Source organism: Streptomyces sp. SBT349 (genome assembly GCF_001083795.1).
Classification (GTDB): domain Bacteria; phylum Actinomycetota; class Actinomycetes; order Streptomycetales; family Streptomycetaceae; genus Streptomyces.
The window spans coordinates 1-18003 of record NZ_LAVK01000141.1 but is presented as its reverse complement, the minus strand read 5'-3'; the positions used below and the strand labels follow the sequence as shown (position 1 = coordinate 18003).

Here is an 18003-nt window from a genome sequence, read left to right as displayed (position 1 = left end):
GCCGAACGGTCCGCGGCACCCGGGGAGCCGCGGACCGTTCGGCCGGCTTCCGGTGGAGCGCGACATGGGAGGCGAGCGAGGCCAGCGTCGGCAGGTCGGTCATGAGCTGGCGCACCGTCAGCCGGACCTCGTACTCCTCGCGGATCACCTGCGCGAGTTCGATCATCGCCATGGAGTCGAGTCCCGCGTCCAGCAGCCTCGCCTCCGGATCGAGCGACTCGGGCGGGACGCGCAGCAGTTGGGCGACGCCCGCGCGGAGGCGGTCGGCGACGGCGGCCTCGTCGTGAACGCCGCCGTCCGCGGCCCGCCGGGGCCCGGCGGACGGCGCGGGGCTCGCGGCCACGGGCGCCGCGTCGTCCATCCAGTACCGCTGCCGCTCGAAGGGGTAGGTGGGCAGCGTGACGCGCCGCCGCGGGCCGTCCCCCACGCATGGCCAGTCCACCTCCGCGCCGCGCGTGTACAGGGCGCCGAGCGCCGTCGCGATCGCGAGCCGGTCGTCGGTGTCGGGATCGAGGACCGGCACCCAGGCGAGGCCGGCGCCGGGCACGGCCCGGGGCCCGATGCGGCTCAGCGTGGGGCGCGTGCCCAGTTCGAGGAAGACGGTGCACCCCTGGCGGGCGAGCGTCGCGAGGCCGTCGGCGAACCTCACGGGTTGGCGCAGGTGGGCGAGCCAGTAGTCGGCGCCGAGCGGCTCGGAGGCGGGCACCGGTCCGCCGGTGGTGCCCGAGACGAACGGCACCCGGGGCGCGGCGAACCGGACGGACTCCAGCACGGAGCGGAACTCGTCCAGCATCGGCTCGACGAGCGGCGAGTGGAAGGGCGGTGTCGCCTTCAGCGGCCTCACCCGCGTTCCCCGCTTCTCGAAGACGGCGCCGATCGCGAGGACGTCCTCGCGCGCCCCGGAGACGACGATCCGGTCGGGGGCGTTGACCGCCGCCACCGACACCCGGCCGCCGTGCTGGTCGAGGACCGCCAGCACCTCCTCCTCGGGTGCGGCGACGGCGGCCATGAGGCCCTCCGGCAGCCCGCTCAGCAGCCTGCCGCGCTCGGCGGCCAGCCGCAGGCCGTCGGCGGGCGGGAAGACCCCCGCGACGCAGGCCGCGGCGTACTCCCCGAGGCTGTGCCCGATCACCGCGCCGGGCCGGACGCCCCACGCCTCCCACTGCCGGGCCAGGGCGTACTGCACGGCGAAGAACGCGGGCTGGCCGACGCGGGCGTCGGCGAGCTCGGACGCGGCCCCGCCGTGCGGGTCGAGGTAGTCGAGCAGGGGGCGCTCCAGATGGGGGCGCAGGTGCTCCTGGCACTCGTCCAGCGCCTCGCGGTACGCGCGGTGCGTCCGGTACAGGCCGGAGCCCATGCCCGGGTACGGGTCGCCGTGGCCGGTGAACTGGAAGGCGACCATGGGGTTGTCCCGAGCCTGTCCGGCCGAGGCACCCGCCCCCGGGTCCTGGCCGTCCCGGTAGCGCAGCAGCGCCTCGCGCAGGCCGGTCGCCGAGTCCGCCGCCACGGCCAGGCGGTGCGGCAGGTGTGCGCGGCCCGTGGCGGCGGTGAAGCAGTAGTCGGCCAGATCGTCCCCGGCCTGATCGCCGTCGGCCTGGCCGCCGTCGAGGAACGCGGCGAGCCGGTCATGGTGGCGGCCCGCCAGCGCGCGCAGCGCGGACGGCGTCCTGGCCGTCAGGGTCAGCAGATGCGCGCCGCCGGACTGCCGGCGCGGCCGGGGGAGTGGCGCGGGGGCCTCCTCCAGCACGACGTGCGCGTTGGTGCCGCCGATGCCGAACGCGCTGACGCCCGCCCGGCGGGGGCCCTGGCGGCCGACGAAGTCCCGCAGCCGGGTGTTGACGTAGAACGGGCTGTCCTCGAAGGGGATCGCCGGGTTCGGCTCCTCGAAGTTGAGGCTGGCGGGGATCTTCCCGTGGTGCAGCATCAGCGCCGTCTTGATGAGCCCCGCGACGCCGGCGACGGTGTTGAGGTGCCCGATGTTCGTCTTGACCGAGCCGATGGGGCAGAACTGCCGGTCGTCCGTGGTCTGCCGGAACGCCTGGGTGAGGGCGGCGATCTCGATCGGGTCGCCCAGCGTGGTCCCCGTGCCGTGGGCCTCGACGTATCCGATCGTGCCGGCCGGGACGTCGGCGAACTCCAGCGCGCCCGCGATCACCGCCGCCTGGGCGTCCACGCTGGGAGCCGTGTAACTCACCTTCGCGCTGGCGTCGTTGTTGACGAACGAGCCCCTGATGACGGCGTACACCCGGTCCCCGTCGCGCACCGCGTCGGTCAGCCGCTTCAGCACGACGAGCCCGAGTCCGTTGCTGAAGACCGTTCCCCCCGCGGAGCTGTCGAAGGCACGGCAGTGGCCGTCGCGCGAGAAGATCGCGTCGTCCACGTGGAGGTAGCCGGTCTTCTGGTACGGCTGGAGCGACACCCCGCCGGCCAGGGCGACGTCGGACTGGCCGGTCAGGATGGACTGGCAGGCGAGGTGGACGGCGACCAGCGACGTCGAGCAGGCCGTCTGGACGGTGATGGCCTCGCCCGAGAGGTTGAGCTTGTAGGAGACCCGGGTCGCCAGGTAGTCCTTGTCGTTCCCCACCAGGCCCTGGTAGCTCCGCAGCCGGGTCCCCGCGCGCGGCATCATCGTCAGGGCGTAGGTGGTGCTGGCCGAGCCGGCGTAGACCGAGACGCTGCCGCCGTGCCGGGTGAGGTCGTGGCCCGCGTCCTCCATCGCCTCCCAGGCGCATTCGAGGAACAGCCGGTGCTGCGGGTCCATCACCTCCGCCTCGGCGCGGGGGACGCCGAAGAAGCCGGCGTCGAACATGTCGATGTCCGGCACGATCCCGGCCGCGGGCACGAAGTCCGGGTGGGCCGGGTCGACGGGGAAGAACGCCGAGGGCTCCAGCTCCTCCGGCTCGAAGAACGAGATGGACTCCACGCCGTTGACCAGGTTGTCCCAGAACTCGCCCAGGTTCGCGGCCCCCGGGCACCGGATGGTCATACCGACGATGGCGATATCGGTCGGATTCACCTGCGCGTCCTCCTCGATTGCGTGTCCGGTCATGACCGCCCGCCCCGCCGCCGTGCCCGGACCGCGTCGGTCAGCTGCCTGCGGCGCGCCGCGCCCGCCCGGCTCCGTTCCACCTGGGCGGAGGGGCCGTCGTCGCCCTCGGCCAGGTGTGCGGCGAGGTCGTGGAGCGTCGGCTTCTGGAACAGCGTGGTGACGGGCAGCGTGACCCCGAACTCCGCGCAGATCAGCTGGTGGGCCCTGAGCAGCGTGAGCGAGGTGCCGCCCAGGTCGAAGAAGTTGTCGTGCAGGCCGACCCGTTCGACGCCGAGCACCTCGCCCCAGATGTCGGCCAGCCGCGTCTCGATCCGGGTGCCGGGGGAGACGAAGTCCCCCTCCAGCCTGGGGCGTTCGGCCGCGGGCTCGGGGAGTGCCCGGCGGTCCACCTTGCCGTTCGGGTTGCGCGGCAGGGCGGCCAGCGTGACGAACAGCGACGGCACCAGGTGCTCGGGCAGCCGCGACCGCAGGTGGCTGCGGAGCGCCGTCGCGGTGGGCTCGGCGCCCGCCGCGGGCACCACGTAGGCGACGACGCGGGCCGCTCCGGTGGCGTCGGCACGGCCGACCACGGCGGCGGCCACGACCGCGTCGTGGCGTTCGAGCTCGGCCTCGATCTCCCCGGGCTCGATGCGGAAGCCCCGCACCTTGATCTGGTCGTCGGCCCTGCCCAGGTGCTCCAGGTCGCCACCGGCCCGGTGGCGGACGACGTCCCCCGTGCGGTACATGCGCGCGCCGGGCTCGGCGGCGAAGGGGTCGGGGACGAACCGCTCGGCCGTCAGCCCCGGCCGGTTCCGGTAGCCCCGCGACAGGGACGGGCCGCTGAGATACAGCTCCCCGGGCACGCCGAACGGCACGGGGGCGAGGTCGCGGCCCAGCACATGGACGCGCGTCCCGGCCAGCGGCCGGCCGACCAGCGTCGTCCTGCCCGTCTCCGCCGCCCCGTTCCCGTCCCCTGCCTCCCCGGCGGGGACGGGGTAGGCGGTGGCGATGCCGGACAGCTCGGTGTGCCCGAGCATGTTGAGGAACGACGCGCCCGTGGGCAGCCTGCCGAGCCACCGCTCGGGCAGCCCGGACGGCATCGGCTCGCTCGCCGCCATCAGCAGGCGGAAGGTCTCCAGCCGCCCGGCCGCCCGCTCCTCCTCCAGGGCGTCGGCGCAGTGCTGCCAGTACGAGGGGTTGGCCGACATCACCGTCGCGCCCTGCCGCCGCGCGAAGTCGAACAGCGCGGGCACGTCGGCGATGTACTCCGCCGGTGCGAGCACGACCGTGGCGCCGTGGCACAGCGGCACGAACAGCTGCCGCATCGAGGCCGCGAAGGCGAACGACTGCACGACCAGCTGCCGGTCCCCGGGCCGCAGCCCGAACTCGGCCTGGAGCGTTCGCACCTGAGCCATGAGCCCCGCCTGCGTGACCTGAACGCCCTTGGGCCGCCCCGTCGTTCCCGAGGTGTACAGCACGCAGGCGAGCGCTCCGGGCGCCGGGCCGTGTCCGGTGAGCACAGGCGGGGGCGGGCCGCCCCCGTCGCCATCGGACGGGCCGCACACCGCCACCTCACCGGCGAGCCCGGGGACCTTCGCGCCGTCGGTGACGACGAGCGCCACGGCGGCGTCGCGGAGCATGAACTCCAAGCGGGCCACGGGGTAGGCCGGGTCGAGCGGCAGGTAGGCGGCCCCCGCCCGGCCCGCGGCGAGCAGCGCCACCACGTAGTCGATGCCGGGCGGCAGCAGCAGGGCGACGACGGACTCCGGCCGCGCCCCGAGCGCGCGGAAGCGGGCGGCGAGCCGTGTGACCCGCTCGTCGAGTTCCCGGTAGCTCAGCGTGGTCTGGCCGTCGGTGACGGCCACGGCGGCCGGGGCGCGCGCCGCCTGCGCGGCGATCATCTCGTGGACCGTCAGGCCGGGTACCGGGACCGGGGCGGGACGGGGGGCGAGCGAGCGTTCCTCGTCCGCGGTGCGCAGCGGCAGACCCGCCACGGGACGGTCCGGGGCGGCGGTCACCTCGCCCAGCAGGATCTCGAAGTGCTCGGCGAGGCGCGCGACGGTGGCCTCGTCGAACAGGGCGGTGCTCCAGGACCACTGGCAGGCGAGGCCGTCGTCCGTCTCCGCCACGGCGAGGGCGAGGTCGAACTGGGTGACCCGCCGCTCCACCCCCACCGACGTCACCGGCAGGCCCCCGAGCCGCCCGCGCACGCCCGGCATGCCGAGCGCCATCGCGCCGAGCCCGCCGCCCGCCGGGGCGGCGTGGTAGGTGAACGTCGTCTGGAACACGGGGGACTGGCTCGCGTCGCGCGGCACCCCGAGCCGCTCCACCATCAGCGAGAAGGGGTACTCCTGGTGCTCGGCCGCGCCCAGCACCTCGTCCCTGACCCGCCGGACCACCTCGGTGAACGCCGGCCGCCCGGCGAAACGGGCCCGGACCGGCACGGTGTTGGACACGTAGCCGACGAGGCCGGAGAACGCCGCCCTGCCGCGTCCCGCCATGGGCACGCCGACGAGGATGTCCTCGTCGGCGGAGTAGCGGTGCAGCAGCACCTGGTAGGCGGCCAGCAGCACCGTGAAGGGCGTCGTCCCCTCGGCCGCGGCGAGCCGGGCCACGCGGGCCGCCGTGGCCGGGCCGAGGACGGCTTGGTGGGCGGCGCCCCGGTGCTGGCGCACGGCCGGCCGCGGCCGGTCGGTGGGCAGGCCCAGCACCGGAAGCGGCCCGGCCAGGCGGGCGCGCCAGTACTCCCACATCCGCTCCCCGGCGGGCCCGGCCAGCAGGCGGGCCTGCTCGTCGACGTGATCGAGCACGTCGGGGGCGGCGAGGGCGGCGGGCCTCGTGCCGGGCGTTTCGGAGCGGACCTCCTCGTAGCCCTCGCCGAGCTCCCGCAGGAGCAGCTCGAACGACCAGAAGTCGACGGCGATGTGGTGCGCCACCAGCAGCAGCACGTGCTCCCCGGGCGCCAGGGTGAACAGGCGGACCCGCACCACCGGGTCCCAGTCCAGGTCGAAGCCGCGTGCGGCCTCCTCGGCGAGCCTGTCCTCCAGCGCGTCCGCTTCGACGCCGGTCTCGTGGCGGAACCAGTCGTCCACGGCGTCGTGCCGCACCTGCACCGGCGAACCGCCGACGGTGGAGTACGTGGTCCGCAGAACGGCGTGCCGCTCGACGAGGCGCCCGAAGGCCACGCGCAGCGCGTCCGGATCCACCTCCGCCTCGATCCGCAGCGCGGTCGCCGCGTTGTAGGTGCCGTCGCCGCCCGCCATCTGGTGCAGGGTCCACATCGCGCGCTGGCCGGGGGAGAGCGGGTACGCGTCGGCCTCGTCGCGGTGGCCCGTGCCGGGCCCGGTGCCCTCGTCCCCCGGTTCCCCGGTGAGCGCGGCGAGCACCAGCCCGGTGAGCGCGGTGATGCCGTCCCCCCGCGGCACGGCGGACGGGGGCAGGACCACGCCGGTGTCCCGTTCGATCTGGTGGGCCAGTTCCAGGCCCGCCACCGAGTCCATGCCGTGCTCGGTCAGCGGGCGGTCCGGCCGGAGCGCGGCCGGGTCCACCCGGAGCAGCCGGGCGGCGAGCGCGTGCACGTACCGGGTGGCCAGCTCCGCGCGACGTTCCTCACCTGCGGCGAGCAACTCCCCGCGGCTGACGGCGGGCACGGCGGGGACGTCGGCGGCGCGCTCGTCCCACAGCAGCACGGGCAGCTCGCCGCCCAGCAGCCGCTCACGGCACAGCCGGCGCCGCACCTTGCCGCTGGTGGTGCGCGGCACACCGGCCGGCCGCACCAGGACGACGGCGTGCGCCTGGAGCGCGTGGTCCGCCGCGACGCGCTCGCGGACGGCGCGGGCCACCCCGGCGAGGTCCGCGTCCCCCGCGTGACGGCCCTCGACCTCCTGGACGATGACGAGCCGTTCCTCGTCGCCCTCCGTGACCGGGAACGCGGCGCAGGCGGCGGGCCGCACGGCGGGATGGGCACCGGCCGCGGTGAACTCGATGTCCTCCGGGTGGCAGGAGCGGCCCCTGATGATGATGAGGTCCTTCAGCCGCCCCGTCACGAACAGCTCACCGTTCTCGCCGAGGAAGCCGAGGTCGCCGGTGCGCAGGAACGGGCCCTCGCCGGTGGGCTCGACGCGCGCGGAGAACGTGCGGGCGGTGTCCTCCGGCCGGTTCCAGTAGCCGCGCGCCACGCTCGCGCCGGAGACCCACACCTCGCCGACGGTGCCCGACGGGGCCTCCCGCGACGTCTCGGGGTCCACGACCCGCAGCGACTGCCCCGCCACGGAGGTGCCGCAGCCCACCACGGTGTAGCCGTCGGGGGCGGGCACCACGCGGCCCCGCTCCAGCCGCGCGCGGTCCACCGAGGCGGTGACGGGCGGCGCGGACGGGTCGCCGCCGCTGACGATGAGCGTGGCCTCGGCCAGGCCGTAGCACGGGTAGAACGCCTCGGCGCGGAAGCCGCAGGGCGCGAAGTACTCGGCGAACCGGCGCATGGTCGCCGCGCGCACGGGCTCGGCCCCGCTGAACGCCACCGACCAGGCGCTGAGGTCGAGTTCGTCCCGCTGCTCGGGGGTGACGCGGCGGGTGGCGAGGTCGTAGGCGAAGTCGGGGCCGCCGCTGCTCGTCGCGCGGTCCTCGCTGATGGCCCGCAGCCAGCTGAGCGGGTCGCGGACGAAGGTCCGCGGCGCCATGAGGGTGATGGGAAACCCGCCGTACAGGGGCTGGAGCAGCCCGCCGATGAGGCCCATGTCGTGGTAGGGGGGCAGCCAGGAGACGCCGCGGCTTGCGGGCGTGTGGCCGAAGCACCGTTCGATGTGGGCCAGGTTGGCCATCAGGTTGCCGTGGGTCAGCACGACGCCCCGGGGGTCGCTGGTGGACCCGGAGGTGTACTGGAGCAGGGCGACCGTGTCCCCGTCCCGGCCGGAGGGCTCGGGAACGTCCCCCTCACCGGTGGCGATGTCGGCTGCGGCGTCGGCGGCGAGGATGTCGTCGACGAGGACGAGGGCGGTGCCCGGCACGGGCTGCTCGGGAGCGGCGGCCAGGTTCGTGGTCACGAGGACGGACGCGCGGGCGTCGCGGGCGACGGCCGCCAGCCGCCGCGCGGCGCGTTCCCCGTCGGGCGGGTACGCCGGCACCGCTATCAGCCCGGCCCCCCAGCAGCCGAACAGGCCGGCGAGGTAGCCGAGTCCGGGCGGGCAGAGCAGCAGGGCCCGCTCACCGGGCGCGAAGCGGTCGGCGAGGTGACGCGCGACGGCCCGCGCCCGCCGGGCCACCTCCGCGTAGTCGAGGGTCTCCCGACCGGCCTCGGCGCCCAGGAAGGCGTAGGCGTGCCGGTCCGGCTGGTGCCGCGCGCGCCAGCGCAGGACGTCCGGCAGCGTGGTGAGGGAGGCGGGGCGGGACGTCGTCACTGGTCGACCCTTCTGGCCAGAGGTCGCGTGGGACTGGTCGGTTGCTGCTCGAACGCGAAGGAGACGCCCTCCGACCTGGCTCTGGCCATCTCGGCGTGGACGAGTTCCGCGATGCCCTTCTCGTCGAGCCAGGCGTCGTCGTAGCAGGTGGTGAGGTAGTTGCGGGCGCCGTCCGCGACCACGGCCACCGGCCGGCGCGCGTGGCGCAGGCCGTCCTCCCGCTGCGCGAGGTAGGCGGAGAGCACGGCGCCTCCCGAGCCGCCGATCCGCAGCCCGGTGTCCTCGCTGAGCATGCGGCAGCAGGCGAACGCCTCGACGTCGCGAACGCGGACCGCGAGGTCGTAGTGGCCGGGCCGCAGCAGCGAGGACCGCCGGGTGGCGCCGATCCCGGTGAGCAGGTGGGCGTGCGCCCGGTCGCCGGTCGCCAGCGAGCCCTGCACGTCGACGGCCAGGACGCGCAGGCCGGAGGTCCGCGCCCGCAGACCCTCGCTGACCCCGGCGAGGGTCCCGCCGGTGCTGACGGCGACGAGGACCGCGTCGACCTCGCCGCCCGTCTGCTCGGCCAGTTCGGCGGCGGTGACGCGGCGGTGGACGGCGGGGCCCGCCGGGCTGTGGTACTGGTCGGTCCACCGCAACACGGGGTCGGCGGCGCGCAGTTCGGCCACCTTGGCCAGCCGGGTCAGGAGGTAGCCGTCGTGCGCGTCGCGCTCGGTGACCTCATGGACCTCGGCACCGTGGGAGCGCATCAACTCCTGGACGGTGGACGGCACCTTGGGATCGACGACCGCCAGGAACCGGCACCCCATCCGGGGCAGCAGGTGGGCGAGCGCCAGGCCGAGGTTCCCCGAGGTGGACTCCACCACCCGGCTCCCGGGCGTGAGCGGCAGGCGCTCGGACAAGGCGGCCAGCAGCCCGAGGGCGGTGCGGTACTTGATCGAACCGGTCGGGTTCTCCTGTTCCAGCTTCAGCCACAGGCGCCGGGTGCCGCCCGTGTGCCGCACCAGCAGGGGCCGCAGGGGCGTCACGGTCCTGGCCCCGGCGATCAGGGCCTCGGGTGACGGGTCCACGGGCCGGTCCGACGGGCCACCGGTGGGGCGGCTCATCGTCGTTCCCTTCCCGCGGCGCACGCGTCGTCGCGCGTCCGGGCCGTCATGACGGCCGGGGGGCCCGGGCGGCCGGTCTCTGCCATGGTGCACTCGCCTCGTCTACGTGTCGGAAACCGCGGGGTACGAGGGCACGGAGGCGGAACGCCACGCATGCCAGAGCCTCGCGTAGGGGCCGTTGCCGCGCAGGAGTTCCTCGTGGCTGCCTGTCTCGCTGATCTCTCCGCCTTCGAGCATGACGACGCGGTCGGCCTCCTGCGCCGTGTGCAGCCGGTGCGCGATGGCGACCACGGTGCGGCCCTCCAGCACGGCCGCCAGCGACCGTTCGAGGCCGCGCGCGGCGCGCGGCTCCAGCAGAGAGGTCGCCTCGTCGAGCACGACGACGCGGGGGTCGGCGGTGAGCACCCGCGCCAGGGCCAGTTGCTGCGCCTCCTTGGGCGACAGGGGGTGGCCGCCCGCTCCGACCCGCGTGGCGATGCCCTCGGGCAGCGCGTCCGCCCAGGCGAGCGCGCCGACGGTGCGCAACGCCTCGCGCACCTCCTCGTCGTCCGCGCGTCCCGCGCCCGCGACCAGGGTGGCGTTCTCCCGCACCGTGGCCCGGAAGACGTGGCTCTCCTGCGTGACGAGCACGACGGACGCCGCCGCGTCCCCCTCGCGCAGCGCGGCGGTGTCGGCGCCGCCGAGCCGCACGGTCCCGGCGCGCGGCGTCTGGAGCCCGGCGACGAGCTGGGCGAGCGTGCTCTTTCCCGCGCCGCTGGGCCCGACCACCGCCACCCGTTCTCCCCGCGCGACCTCCAGGTCGACGCCGCGCAGCACGTCACCGCCCCGGCCGTACCCGAACCGCAGGCCGCGCAGCGACAGGGTGTCCCCGTCCGGCCGCACCGCTCGCGCCGCGGCGGGCGCCGGGCTCCCGGCGGGAACGGGCGTCTGCGCGGGAACGGGTGCCTGCGCGGGACCGGGCGTCTGGGCGCCGACGACCCGGCGCAGCGCCACCTCGGCGATCTGGAGCGCTTCGAGCAGCGAGGTGAGGAGGTCCACGGGGCCGGCGAGGAAGCGCGCGTACGCGGTCACGGCGACCACCTCGCCGGGCGAGGCGAGCCCGTGCGCGTGGAGGACGCCGCCCACCACGAGGACCGCCACCATGACCACCAGGTGGCCCAGTTCCAGGGCCGGGATCCACACGGTCCGCAGCCGCAGGGTGTACCGCTCGGCCGCGGCGATCTCCCGCACGTCCCGCTCGGCGCGCGCCACGCGCGTGGGCCCGAGGTCCAGCGCCTCGGCGGTGCGGATGCCCTCGACGGTCTCGTACACGCCGTCGTTGATCCGCGCCCAGGCCGCCATCACCCGGGTGTACCCGGCCGCGGCGCGGCGCAGGTACCAGCGGGTGGCGCCGATCACCAGGGGGAGCCCCAGCAGCACCACGGCCGTGAGCGCGGGGCTGACGAGCAGCATGGCCACGATGGTCGCGGGCGCCGTGACCGAGGCGACGAAGAAGTCGGGGCCCGCGAACCGGACCGTGTGCCCGAGGCCGTTGACGTCGCTCGTCGCGCGCGCCACGAGATCGCCGGTCCCGGCCCGCTCCACCGTGTGGAGCGGCAGCCTGACCATGCCCTCCATCAGGTCCTCGCGCACCCGCGACAAGACGTTCTCCGCCAGCACCGCCGACCGCCTGCTCGCCCACCAGGTGAGCGCCGTCTGGGCGAGCAGGCCCGCGACGAACAGCAGGGCGAGCCGGTCGATGAGGGAGTCGCTGGCCGTTCCCTCGCCGACCGCGTCCACGACCTCCCCGAGGACGCGCGGGCCGAGCAGTCCCGCCGCCGCGGCCAGCGCCTGGACCGCGACGAGCGTCAGCAGTGAGCGGCGGTGCCGGCGCGCCAGGCGGCGGGCGTAGCTCCGCGCCCGCTCCACCGAGGCGATCGGAAGGCCCCCTTCCCCGCTCATCCCGCCGCCCTCTCCACGGTGAGCCGGTAGTCCGGCTCGGTGGCGAGCAGCTCGCCGTGGTCGCCCTCCGCGCGGACCGAGCCGTCCACGAGGAACGCGACACGGTCGCACCGTTCGAGGATGAACGGGCTCGTGGTGACCGTGAGCGTGGTGCGTCCGGCCCTGACCTCGCGCAGCCCCTCGGCGACGAGGGCCTCCGTGTGCGCGTCCACGGCTCCGGCGGGCTCGTCGAGCAGCAGGATCTCGGGGTCCACGATCAGCGCCCTGGCCAGGGACAGACGTTGCCGCTGACCACCCGACAGCGACCTGCCCCGGTCGGTGATCCCGGTGTCCAGGCCCTCCGGCAGCATCGCGACCACGTCGGTCGCGGCGGTGCCCTCCAGGGCGTCGAGCGCGCTGACGCGGCCGCTGCTCCGGGGTGGTTCGAGCGTCTCGTGGAGCGTTCCGGAGAAGAGGAACGGTTCGGCGTCCACGGCGAGGATCCGCTCCCGCACGCCCGCGAGCGGCAGCTCGCGCAGCGGGACGCCGCCGAGCCGCACGTCCCCCGCGCGGTAGCCGCCCAGCCGCTCGACGACGCCGCGTGCGTCGGCCGCCGAGGCGCAGACGACGCCGGTGTGCGCGCCCGGCACCACGGTCAGTCCCGTGGCCACGTCGACCAGTTCCGAGCCCGGGGGCGGCATGGCCGCGCCGGGCCGCTCGGGCAGGTCGCGTTCGATGGACAGCATGGCGTGCACGCGCCGGGCGGCGACGAACCCCCGCACGAGCATGCCGGTCACCTCGGCGATGGTGGACAGCGGCAGGACGAGGAACGCGGCGTAGCCGTAGAGGGCGATGAGTTCGCCCGGGGTGAGGGAGCCGTCGGCCGCCTCCCGGGCCCCCAGCCACGTCACGAGCACGAGGAGCAGGCCGGGCAGCAGCACCTGGAGCGCGTCGAGGTGGGCCTGGATCCGCGCGGAGCGGACCCCGGCGTCGCGCAGGTCGCGCGAGGCGGAGCGGAACCGCTGGAGCGCGGCGCGTTCCCCTCCGATCCCCTTGAGCACCCGCAGCCCGGAGACGGTGTCGGCGGCCAGGGAGGTCACGTCGCCCAGCCGGTCCCTGGCCTGCCGCTGCCGAGACTCCAGCGGCCTGATGAGCAGCGTCGTCACGAGCAGCACCACCGGCACGCCGATCAGCACGACCAGCCCCAGCCGGGGGGAGAACGACAGCACCACCACGCCCACGACGGGCAGGGAGACCAGGGCGCCCGCGCCGCGCGCCGTGCGGTCGAAGGAGAAGCCGATCGCGGCGCTGTCGCCGCCCGTCAGCGCCATCACCTCGCCCGAGGCGATGCGCAGCCGCAGCGTGTCGCCCAGGCGCGCGACATGGCGGATCGTCAGCTGCTGCACCCGGAAGCCGGCCGTCAGCCGGTTCCACACGCTCATGCGGTGTCGCAGCACGCCACTTCCGGCGGCCACCAGCCCGAGGGCGGCGCAGGCGGCGACCCAGGCCGCGAAGGCGTCGGTGTCCCGTTCCACCAGGCCCACGTCGATCGCCCGCCCGGTGGCGACGGGGATCAGCGCGACGCAGCCCATGGAGACGACGCCGAGCGCCATCCCGGCCAGCAGCACCGGCGCCTGCCGCGCCGCCAACCAGGCGTAGAGGCGGGCGGGCGACCGCAGGTCGGGCCGGCCGAGATCGGCGAGGGGGTAGGCGGGCACCAGCGCCGGCCGGCGTCGGCGGCGCGGCTCAGTCGCTGTCGTCACGGCGCTGGTGCTCCTCGACGAGGCGGGCGGTCGCGGCGACCGTCGGGTCTTCGAAGAACCGCCGCAGCGGCAGGTCGAAGTCGTAGGCCAGCCGGAAGCGGAAGGCGAGCTGGGTGGCCAGGAGCGAGTCGCCGCCCAGGTCCGCGAAGAAGTCGTCGTGCGGCCCCACGTGGTCCGTGTCGAGGAGCTCCGCCCACGAGGCCGCGAGTTCGTGCTCCAGCGGGCTGGACGGGAGCGCGGCCGGACCCTCCCGGCGGGGCGCGGCGGCGGCCCCGGGGAGGGCCGCCTCGTCCACCTTGCCGTTGCGGTTGAGCGGGATCCTCGCGAGCGTCACGACGGCGGAGGGGACGTACGGCCGCGCCAGCGAGGCGCGGACGTGCGCCATGTACGCGGCGGGAGTTGCGTCGCTGCCGGGGTGTTCGACGACATACGCGGTCAGGCGGGCGGGCCCGGAGCCGTCCCGGCGCGCCGTGACCACGGCCTCGGCCACGCCGGGGTGGCGCACCAGCACGGCCTCGACCTCGGCGGGCTCGATCCGCACGCCGTTGATCTTGATCTGCCGGTCGCGCCGTCCCAGGTAGTGCAGCACGCCGTCGGGGTCGTGGTACCCGAGGTCGCCGGTGAGGTAGAGGCGACCACCGTCCGCGAACGGGTCGGGGACGAACGTGGTGGCGGTGGTGGTCGGGGCGCCGTGGTAGCCGCGCGCCGGGCCGGAGCCGGCGACGCACAACTGCCCCGTGGTGCCCGGCGGAACGGGACGCAGCCGGTCGTCGAGCACGTAGACGCGGTTGTTCCTCGTGGGCCGCCCGATGGGGCTGATGGCCGTGGTGCGCGCCCGCGAGAGGAGGTGGTGCGTCGCGTCGTCGGACAGCTCGGTGCTGCCGTAGGCGTTGGTGAGGGCGACGCCCGGCGCGGCCTGGCGCCAGCGGCGCGCCAGCCGCTCCGGCAGCGCCTCGCCCGTGGTGATCAGGTGCGTCAGCCGCGCGGGGACGGCCGCACCTGCCTCCAGCGCGTCCAGCATCCCGGACAGCAGGCTCGGCACGACCTCCGCGATCGTGGCGCCCGACTCGTCGAGCGCGCGCAGGAGTTCACCGGGGTGCCCGGCCCGCTCGTCGGGGATGACCGCGACGAGGCCGCCGGTGGCCAGGGCGGCGAAGGTCTGCCAGAACGCGATGACGAAGGTGAAGCGGGACGTGTGCGCGACCGTGCTGGCCGGGCCGAGCCCGAACGTCTCCACCTTGGCGTGCAGGTGGTTGGTCATCGCGGCGTGTTCGAGCATGACGGACTTGGGCCGGCCCGTGGAGCCGGACGTCGTCAGGATGACGGCCAGGCCGTGCGGATGGCGGGCGGGCAGCGCCCCGGGGGCACCGTCAGGGTCCTCACCGGTCGGGCTCTCGCCGGCCTCCGTGAGCAGCGGCGCGTTCAGCTCGCGCGCCGCGTCGCTGAGCGCGTCGTGGGTGGCCTCCGGCACCGGGCCCACCACCAGGACGGCCGAGGGCGCGAGCCGCCGCAGCACCTCGCCGGTGTGGGCGGCGGGCGCGTCGGGGTCGAGCGGCAGGTAGGCTCCGCCGGCCTTCAGGATGGCGATGACGGCCGTGATCAGGGGGATGCCACGGGTGCCGCAGAGCGCGACCAGCCGCTCGGGGCCGACTCCCCGGGCCACCAGGCGGCGGGCCAGGCGGTCCGCGTCGGCGGCCAGTTCGGCGTAGGTCAGGGACGTTCCACCGCACGTCACCGCCGTGGCCCGGGGGGAGCGGCGCGCCTGGGCCTCGAAGAGCCCGATCGCGTCGGCGACGTCGGCGGGATCCGTGGCCTCGGCCTCCGGCGTCCGGGTGGCGTTCCACTCGGTCACGAGCCGCCGCCGGTCCTCCTCGGCCAGCAGGTCGTCCCGGTCGTGGCGGGCGTGCGGATCGGCGATCAGACGCCCGGTGGCGGTCGCGTAGCAGCGGCCGATGACCGCGATCCGCTCCTCGGGCAGGCCGTTGCAGTTCAGCACGAGGTTCACCTCGCCGGTGCCGCTGTCCACCGCGAAGTCGGCGAGCAGCCCCAGCCCGGTGCGGTCGTGGAACACGCCCCCCTCGATGGCGATGCCGCCCTCCCGCGCGATCTCCCGGTAGACGTGGAAGTGGGTGAAGTTGAAGGCCGTGTCGAACAGCCCGCCGCCGCCGTGCTCCCGCCGCATGAGGGCGGCCGGATACCGGCGGTGGGGAAGCTGCGCCACCTCGTCCCGGAAGACGCGCGCCACCAGCCCCGCCCATGTGCCCGCGTCCGAGCCTGCGTCCGGGTCCGGGTCCGTGCCCGTGCCCGTGCCCGTGTCCGTGGCGAGCCGGAACGGCACGGTGTTGAGGAACTGGCCCACGACCCGCTCGCCGTCCTCCTCCTCGCAGCGGCCGTTGACCGTCACGCCGGTGAGAACGTCCTCCTGTCCCGTGACCGCGCTAAGGACCCGCAGGTGCACGGCGAGCAGGAGGCTCCTGACCGGCACGCCCAGCGACCGGGCCAGGGCGGCGAGCGCGGGCCCGGCGTCGGGGGGAAGCGCGACCCGCAGGGTCCTGTGGTCCGCTCCGGGGCCGGGCCCCGCCCCGCCGGGCGCCAGCGGGGCCGGGGCGGCGCCCTCCAGGTACGCGGCCCAGAAGCGGGCGGCCTCCTGGTCCGCCATGGCCGCGCGTTCCAGGGCGACGAACTCCCGGTAGGCGGACCGCAGTGGCTCGGGCGGTTCGCCCGCGCCCTCGGTGGTGGCCCGCTGGTAGCGCTGGAAGATCTCGGTGAGGAGGAGCGCCACGCTCCAGCCGTCGAAGACGGCCTCGTGCAGCGTGAAGGTCACCTGGCAGACGTCGTCGGTCAGGACGTGGGCCGCCACGCGGAGGAACGGGGGCACGCCCCAGTCGAAGCGGTGCTCCTTCTCGGCCTCGATGTACGCGGTGACGGCCTCCTCCCGCCGCTCGGCGCTCAGCTCGCGCAGGTCGGTGACGCGCAGCGGGATCCTCGCCGAACGGTGGACGAGCTGAAGGGGCTCGGTGAACCGCGCGAGGTCGAAGGAGGTGCGCAGGACGGGGTGCCGCTCGGTCACCTCGGCGAGTGCGCGGCGCAGCGCGTCCTCGTGCAGCGCGGCGCGCAGCCGGACGGACCTGACGTTGTGGAAGACGGGCGGGCCCTCGCCGGACTCGGCCTCGAACACGGTCCCGGTCTGCATCGCGGCCAGCGGGTACGCGTCCTCGACCTCGCCGGGTATCCGGTCGCGCTCGGCGGCGTCGACCATCGCGAAGGGGGCGTGCGCGAGCGGCCCGGCGGGGCGTTCCCGCTCGCGCAGCACCTCGCCGAGCGCCCGGATGGTGGGGCGCTCGACCAGCTCACGCACCGAGAAGTCCAGGCCGCACCGGGCCGCCCGGGAGCGGAGCTGGATGCTGCGGATCGAGTCGCCGCCCAGGGAGAAGTAGTTGTCGTCGATGCCGACGCGGTCCACCCCCAGCACGGCGGCCCAGACGGTGGCGAGTATCTCCTCACGCTCGGTGCGGGGTGGGGCGTAGCGGGAGGACATGCTCGGCCGCCCGGCGTCGGGGGCGGGCAGCGCGGCCCGGTCCACCTTGCCGCTGGGCGTGGTCGGAAGCGCGGCGATATCGGCGAAGACGGCGGGGATCATGAAGTCGGGGAGGTGACCGGCGAGGAACGCGCGGAACTCGTCGGTGGTCGGCGACCCGTCGCCACCGGCCGGGACGCAGTACGCGACGAGGTAGGTGCCCGAGCCGCCGTCGTCGCGGGCCGTGACGGCGGCCTCGCGGACGCGGGGGTGGCGCCGCAGCGCGGCCTCGACCTCGCCCGGTTCGACGCGGAACCCGCGCACCTTGACCTGGTCGTCCATGCGGCCGAGGAACTCCACGGCGCCGTCGGCACGGAACCTGCCCCGGTCCCCCGTCCGGTACAGCCGGGCGCCGGGAGCGCCCGCGAAGGGGTCGGGGACGAACCGTTCGGCCGTGGTCCCGGGCCGGGAGAGGTAGCCGCGCGCCTGGCCGGCGCCGCCGAGGCAGATCTCGCCGGGCACGCCGACGCCCACCGGACGCAGCCATCCATCGAGGACGCGGAGCGAGGCACCGGGCAGCGGCGAGCCGATGACGGGCTGTCCGGGCGTGGCGGCGATCTCGCAACCGGAGGCGTTCACCGTGCACTCGGTCGGGCCGTAGAAGTTGTAGGCCCGGGTCCCCGGGGTCGCGCGCAGCCGCTCCCACAGCTCCCCGGGGAGGGCCTCGCCCGCGACGAGGAGCAGGGCGGGCACGTGGCCCCGGCCGTCCAGCAGCCCCGCGTCCGCCAGCGCCGTCAGCTGGGTCGGGGTGCAGTGGAGCACGTCGACACGCTCGGCGGCCACGTACCGGGCCAACTGCCGCTGGTCGCGCCGGGTCTCCTCGGGGACCAGGTGCAGTTGGTGGCCCTCCAGGAGCAGCAGGAGCGCCGCCACCGAGGCGTCGAAGGCCAGCGGCGCGTTGAGCAACCCGGCGAGCGGCGGGTCCGTCTCGCCGAGCGGGACGGCCTGGCGCATGGACCGGTGGAACCAGTCGAGGGAGCGGTGTTCCACCATGACGCCCTTGGGCGTGCCGGTCGACCCCGACGTGTAGATGACGTACGCCAGATCGCTCCCGTCCACGGCGACGGCCACGCCGCCGGCGCCGGGGGGCGGGCCGGCCCCGCGAGCCGGCCGTTCGAACTGATCTCGCCGGAGGACCGGGAACGGCTTCCCGCCTCGGTGCGGGACGCCTACCCGCTGTCGGCCACCCAAGCGGGCAGTCTCTTCGACACCGAGT

6 protein-coding genes and 1 pseudogene are annotated in these 18003 nt (G+C 75.5%); all 7 read right to left on the bottom strand.

All coding sequences use genetic code 11. The features are described from left to right. The coding region (locus ADY01_RS18550) for a type I polyketide synthase (RefSeq protein WP_049574431.1) at window positions 1-3049 on the bottom strand (3049 nt) is incomplete at its 3' end. Further along, on the bottom strand, window positions 3046-8424 hold the full coding sequence (locus ADY01_RS18545; RefSeq protein ID WP_049574428.1) for a non-ribosomal peptide synthetase: 5379 nt from the start codon (window positions 8422-8424) through the stop codon (window positions 3046-3048). The genes ADY01_RS18545 and ADY01_RS18550, both read right to left, overlap by 4 nt. Beyond that, complete coding sequence (locus ADY01_RS18540) at window positions 8421-9527, bottom strand: pyridoxal-phosphate dependent enzyme (RefSeq protein ID WP_078900399.1); 1107 nt, start codon at window positions 9525-9527, stop codon at window positions 8421-8423. Before ADY01_RS18540 ends, ADY01_RS18545 begins: the two co-directional genes overlap by 4 nt. Window positions 9528-9629: 102 nt before the next feature. Then, window positions 9630-11468 (bottom strand): ABC transporter ATP-binding protein, encoded by a 1839-nt coding sequence (locus tag ADY01_RS18535; RefSeq protein WP_049574423.1) that lies wholly within the window; start codon window positions 11466-11468, stop codon window positions 9630-9632. Then, entirely contained in the window at window positions 11465-13210 is a 1746-nt protein-coding gene (locus ADY01_RS18530) for an ABC transporter ATP-binding protein (RefSeq protein WP_159001274.1), read from the bottom strand. Before ADY01_RS18530 ends, ADY01_RS18535 begins: the two co-directional genes overlap by 4 nt. Next, window positions 13194-17069: an amino acid adenylation domain-containing protein gene (locus ADY01_RS18525; RefSeq protein ID WP_420715723.1), complete on the bottom strand. Its 3876-nt coding sequence runs from the start codon at window positions 17067-17069 to the stop codon at window positions 13194-13196. The genes ADY01_RS18530 and ADY01_RS18525 overlap by 17 nt, the downstream gene beginning before the upstream one ends. 141 nt (window positions 17070-17210) lie before the next feature. Further along, a pseudogene (locus tag ADY01_RS41845) lies at window positions 17211-17978 on the bottom strand (AMP-binding protein); the annotation flags it as partial. Window positions 17979-18003 lie beyond the last annotated feature (25 nt).